The sequence below is a fragment of the Pseudomonas sp. MD195_PC81_125 genome (assembly GCF_014060985.1).
GTDB classification, from domain to species: domain Bacteria; phylum Pseudomonadota; class Gammaproteobacteria; order Pseudomonadales; family Pseudomonadaceae; genus Aquipseudomonas; species Aquipseudomonas parakoreensis.
On sequence record NZ_JABULD010000007.1, the window covers coordinates 1 to 5,810 of the forward strand.

A 5,810-nucleotide genomic window follows, 5' to 3' on the forward strand; every position below is an offset into this window, starting at 1 on the left:
CGCGAAGGCGTCAGCACAGTCACCATCAATGTTGCCTGACCCACCGCTTTCGCGAGCAGGCTCGCTCCCACAGGGATTAGCGAACCACCTGAAAAAATCCAAAAAATTCGAAGAGGTGTCGATATGCGTCTATTGAAATCCATGGTTCCCGCCGCACTGGCGCTGTTGTGCAGCACCGCAGCTCTGGCCCAGCCCCCAGGTCAGCGTCTACAACTGGACCGACTACATCGGTGAAACCACCCTCGCCGACTTCCAGGCCAAGACCGGGATCAAGGTGATCTACGACGTGTTCGACTCCAACGAAACCCTGGAAGGCAAACTCCTCGCCGGTCGCACCGGCTACGACGTGGTGGTGCCGTCCAACCACTTTCTCGCCCGTCAGGTAAAAGCCGGCGCGTTCCTCAAACTGGATCGCGAGCAGCTACCGAACTGGAAGAACCTCGACCCGAAATTGCTCGAATTGCTCGAAAAGAACGACCCGGGCAACCAGCACTCGGTACCGTATCTGTGGGGCACCAACGGCATCGGCTACAACGTCGACAAGGTCAAGGCAGTGCTTGGCATCGATCACATCGATTCCTGGGCCGTGCTGTTCGAGCCGGAGAACCTGAAGAAGCTCACCCAATGTGGCGTGTCGATGATGGACTCGGCGGACGAAGTGTTCCCGGCGATCCTCAACTACATGGGCATGGACCCACGCAGCGAAAACCCGGAAGACTATAAAAAAGCCGAAGCCAAACTGCTGAGCATCCGCCCCTACATCACCTATTTCCACTCCTCGAAATACGTTTCCGATCTGGCCAATGGCGACATCTGCGTAGCCTTCGGTTACTCCGGCGACGTGTTCCAGGCGGCCAACCGCGCCAAGGAAGCCAAGAACGGGGTGAACATCGCCTATGCGATTCCGAAAGAAGGCGCCAACCTGTGGTTCGACTTGCTGGCGATCCCGGCCGACGCCAGCAACACCAAGGAGGCCCACGCCTTCATCAATTACCTGCTTGATCCGCAAGTGATTGCCAAGGTCAGCGCGTCGGTCGGTTACGCCAACCCGAACCCGGCCGCCAAGCAGTACATGGACCAGGCGCTGGTGAACAATCCCGAGGTCTACCCGTCCCAGGCAGTGCTGGACAAGCTCTACATCTCCTCTACCCCGCCCCAGTCGATCATGCGTCTGATGACCCGGTCCTGGAGCAAAGTGAAGTCGAACAAATGAATCGGTACAGCCAAGAACACGCCCGCTCCTATTACGCGGCTTCAGCCCGGGCCAGCACGCCCTGGCCGGCACTCGACGCTGACCTCAGCGCCGATGTCTGCGTGATCGGCGGCGGCTTCACCGGCGTCAATACCGCGATTGAACTGGCGCAGCGCGGGCTGTCGGTGGTGTTGATCGAAGCCCGGCGCATCGGCTGGGGCGCCAGCGGACGCAACGGCGGCCAGTTGATTCGTGGCATCGGTCACGAGGTCGAAGGCTTTGCCCGTTACGTCGGCAACGACGGCGTGCGTTATCTGCAACGCGCCGGTATCGACTCCGTGGAACTGGTGCGCCAGCGCATCACCGAGCATGCCATCGAGTGTGACCTGCGTTGGGGCTTCTGCGAACTGGCCAACACCCCGGCGCAGTTCGCGGCGTTCAAGGACGAACAGGTCAGCCTCGACGAACTCGGCTACCGCCATGAGACCAAGCTGGTCGGCCCCGAGCAAATCCGCCAGCAAGTGGTCAACGCCGACGGCTACGCCGGTGGTCTGATCGACATGGGCTCCGGCCATCTGCACCCGCTGGATCTGGTGCAGGGCGAAGCGCGTCTGGCGGCGTCCCTCGGTGTACGCATTTTCGAGCAGAGCCCGGTGCAGCAGATCATCCACGGCGAAACGGTTGAAGTGCGCTGCGCCACCGGCAGCGTCCGCGCTGGCAGTCTGGTGCTCGGTTGCAACGCGCATCTGGATGAACTCGAGCAGCAACTCAGCGGCAAGGTCCTGCCCGCCGGCAGTTACATCATCGCCACCGAGCCGCTGTCCGAGGAACGTGCCGCGCAATTGATCCCGCACAACCTTGCGTTGTGCGACCAGAAAGTCGGCCTCGACTATTACCGGCTCTCGGCGGACCGACGTCTGCTGTTTGGCGGCGCCTGTCACTATTCCGGTCGCGATCCGGCGGACATTGCCGCCTACATGCGCCCGAAGATGCTTAAAGTCTTCCCGCAACTGGCGGACGTGCGCATCGACTATCAATGGGGCGGCAAGATTGGCATTACCGCCAACCGCTTTCCGCAGGTCGGGCGGCTGAAGCAACAGCCGAACGTGTTCTACGCTCAGGGTTATTCCGGTCACGGTCTGAATGTCACGCATTGGTGCGGCAGGCTGCTGGGCGAGGCCATTCACGCCGGCCACAGTCAGGGCATGGACGTATTCAGCGCGGTACCGCACATGACCTTCCCCGGCGGCCCGGCCTTGCGCTCACCGCTGCTGGCACTGGGCATGTTCTGGTATCGCTTGCGCGAAATCCTCGGCTAACGCGCCGCCCTGTAGGCGCTGCCGAAGGCTGCGATCTTTTGATCTTAAAAAACAAGGTCAAAAAGATCGCAGCGTGCCGCAGCTCCTACAGGTTGTGATGGTTGCTCCAGAGCCTCGCAAAACCATCAAACAAGCGTTTCATCGGGTTGATGGCAAAATGATTACTTTGTCAGTGCGTTCTTCCGCGCAATCAGTACAATCGCCGCATTTGCCCGGCCGAGAATGGACGCAGTACGGCGCGGGTGGTCGCGAGAATCTTCATGCTCATCGGTAATTATTCCTTCACCCTGGTTTTCATTTCTTTGTGTGTGGCGATCCTCGCGTCCTACACCGCGCTCGACCTGACCGGGCGCATTGCCAGTGCCCGTGGGCGCGCGGTGCATTTCTGGACGGCGGGCGGCGCACTGGCAATGGGGGTTGGCGTCTGGTCGATGCATTTCATCGGCATGCTGGCCTTCAAGTTGCCGATCGAACTGGGCTACGACATTCCGGTGACCGCGCTGTCGCTGCTGATTGCCGTTCTGTCGTGCGGGTTTGCCCTGTGGCTGGTCAGCCAGCCGAAACTGCCGATTCTGCAGTTGGGTTTCGGCGCCTTGATCATGGGCGCCGGCATCAGCGCCATGCATTACACCGGCATGGCGGCACTGCGCATGACGCCGGGCATCGACTACGACCCGACCCTGTTCGGCGCCTCATTGCTGATTGCGGTCGGTGCTTCGGCGGCGGCGTTGTGGATCGCCTTTCGCTTGCGCCAGCAGTCGCCTTATGTGCGCCTGATTCGCGGCGGTGCGGCGGTGATCATGGGCATCGCGATTGTCGGCATGCACTACACGGGCATGGCCGCCGCGCAGTTTCCTGATGGCAGTTTCTGCGGCGCGACGCTCGACGGTCTCAAGGGTAACGGCCTCGACAATCTGGTGCTGATCACCACGCTGGCGGTGCTGTCGATCGCCTTGCTGACCTCGATTCTCGATGCTCGCCTCGAAGCACGCACTGCCGATCTGGCGCATTCGCTGACCCTGGCCAATCGTGAACTGACGCAACTGGCGTTGCACGATACCCTCACAGGTCTGCCGAACCGCATGCTGCTGGACGACCGGATCAATCAGGCGATGAAGAAGGTCGAGGAGCAGGGCGGCTGTTTTGCGTTGATGTTCATCGATCTGGACGGTTTCAAACCGGTCAACGATGCCTTCGGCCACCACATGGGCGACCAGTTGCTGCGCGAAGTCGGTGTGCGCCTGCGCGAAGATTTGCGCAGTCAGGACACGCTGGCGCGAATTGGCGGCGACGAGTTCGTGCTGCTGGTGCGTCTGACCGAGCCCAACGATGCCCTGAGCCTGGCAGCGCGTCAGGTCGGCCTGATCGGCCAGTCATTCCGCGTGGCCGAGCATGAGTTGCAGATTTCCGCCAGCGTCGGCATTGCCCTGTACCCGGGGAATGGCCAGAGCGCTCAGGAACTGCTGATGAACGCCGATGCGGCGATGTATCACGCCAAGGGCGGCGGTAAAAACGGCTACAGCTTCTTCGATGCCTCGATGAACAGCAACGCACGCAAGCAGCTGCAGTTGCTGCAAGATCTGCGCGCCGCGCTGGAGCACCGGCAGTTCAGCCTGTATTTTCAACCCAAATTCGACGCTGCCAGCGGTCGTCCGGTGGGGGCCGAAGCGTTGCTGCGCTGGCGGCATCCGACCCAGGGCATGTTGCTGCCGGACAAGTTCATCGATCTGGCGGAGAAGACCGGCCTGATCATCGCCATCGGCGACTGGGTACTCAACGAGGCCTGCCGGCAGATGCGCGAATGGTATGTGCTCGGTTACACTGACTGGCGCATCGCGGTGAACCTCTCGGCGTTACAGTTCTGCCACGCGGGACTGGTGCAAAGCGTGGCCAGGGCGCTGGCCACGCATCATTTGCCGGCCAACAGCCTGACCCTGGAAATCACTGAAACCACGGCCATGAGTGACGCCGATGCCAGCATGACGGTGTTGCAGGAGTTGTCGGACATGGGCGTCGACCTGTCGATCGACGACTTCGGCACCGGCTATTCGAGCCTAATGTACCTCAAGCGTTTGCCGGCCAACGAGCTGAAGATCGACCGAGGGTTTGTCCGCGATCTGGAGCATGACAGCGATGACGCGGCCATCGTCTCGGCGATTGTGGCGCTGGGGCAGGCGCTCGGTTTGCGCATTGTTGCCGAGGGCGTGGAGACTGGCGTACAGCAGGACTTCCTCACGCAGTTGGGCTGTGATTCGTTGCAGGGCTATCTGTTGGGGCATCCGATGCCGGCGGACGCGTTCATGCAGAACCTCACCCGTGGAAAGGCTCAGGCGGCTGTCTGACTGCAAACGGTGGCGAGGGAGCAAGCTCCCTCGCCACAAAAAACATCTCAGTCTCATGCAGGGTTTTGTCTTGGACAGAGCCCATGCAAAACCGCCCAATGGCGGTTATTCTTCATCCCGACTGTTACGTGTGCATTGGGGGAAGGGCCAGCATGGATAAAGTCATGGTAATCACCGGTGGCGGCCGCGGAATCGGCGCCGCTACGGCGTTGTTGGCTGCCGGGCAGGGCTATCGGATCTGCATCAACTATCAGTCGGATGAACAGGCCGCGCAAAGCGTGCTGGAGCAAGTGCGGGCGCTGGGGGCGCAAGCCATTGCGGTGCGCGCCGATGTCAGCATCGAAGACGAAGTCATCGCACTGTTTCACCGGGTCGACACCGAACTGGGACGGGTCACCGCACTGGTGAACAATGCGGGCACCGTCGGCCATAAGTCGCGGGTCGATGAAATGTCCGAATTCCGCATCCTTAAAATCATGAAAACCAACGTATTGGCGCCGATCCTCTGCGCCAAGCACGCGATCCTGCGCATGTCGCCCAAACACGGCGGCCAGGGCGGCAGTATCGTCAACGTGTCGTCGGTCGCCGCACGCCTGGGCTCGCCCAACGAATACGTCGACTATGCCGCGTCCAAAGGCGCGCTCGACACCTTCACCATCGGTCTGTCCAAGGAAGTGGCGGGCGAGGGCATTCGCGTTAATGCGGTGCGTCCGGGCTACATCTACACCGACTTCCATGCGCTGAGCGGCGATCCGGATCGGGTCAGCAAGCTTGAATCGGCGATTCCGATGGCTCGGGGCGGGCGCCCGGATGAGGTGGCGGAGGCGATTGTCTGGTTGCTGTCGGACAAGGCTTCTTATGCGACCGGGACGTTTGTTGATCTGGGTGGTGGGCGTTGATCTTCGGCCTTTGTGTTGCCTGATCCGACCCCATCGCTGGCAAGCCAGCCTCCCACAG

3 protein-coding genes and 1 pseudogene are annotated in these 5,810 nt (G+C 61.2%); all 4 read left to right on the top strand.

Annotated elements, in window-relative coordinates; translation table 11 throughout:
• Window positions 1-123 precede the first annotated feature (123 nt).
• Window positions 124-1,213 (top strand): annotated as a pseudogene (locus HT737_RS00490) (polyamine ABC transporter substrate-binding protein).
• Complete coding sequence (locus tag HT737_RS00495; protein ID WP_182400951.1) at window positions 1,210-2,511, top strand: FAD-binding oxidoreductase; 1,302 nt, start codon at window positions 1,210-1,212, stop codon at window positions 2,509-2,511. Before HT737_RS00490 ends, HT737_RS00495 begins: the two are co-directional and overlap by 4 nt.
• Before the next feature lie 260 nt (window positions 2,512-2,771).
• Entirely contained in the window at window positions 2,772-4,853 is a 2,082-nt protein-coding gene (locus tag HT737_RS00500) for a bifunctional diguanylate cyclase/phosphodiesterase (RefSeq protein WP_047294157.1), read from the top strand.
• 152 nt (window positions 4,854-5,005) lie between these two features.
• The gene (locus HT737_RS00505) at window positions 5,006-5,752 is read left to right on the top strand and encodes an SDR family oxidoreductase (protein WP_047294160.1); all 747 of its coding nucleotides are present in this window, start codon (window positions 5,006-5,008) and stop codon (window positions 5,750-5,752) included.
• Window positions 5,753-5,810 lie beyond the last annotated feature (58 nt).

Coding starts and splice junctions, on each gene's coding strand:
- HT737_RS00495 (WP_182400951.1), top strand. CDS start 1,210: ATGAATCGGTACAGCCAAGAACACGCCCGCTCCTATTACGCGGCTTCA.
- HT737_RS00500 (WP_047294157.1), top strand. CDS start 2,772: ATGCTCATCGGTAATTATTCCTTCACCCTGGTTTTCATTTCTTTGTGT.
- HT737_RS00505 (WP_047294160.1), top strand. CDS start 5,006: ATGGATAAAGTCATGGTAATCACCGGTGGCGGCCGCGGAATCGGCGCC.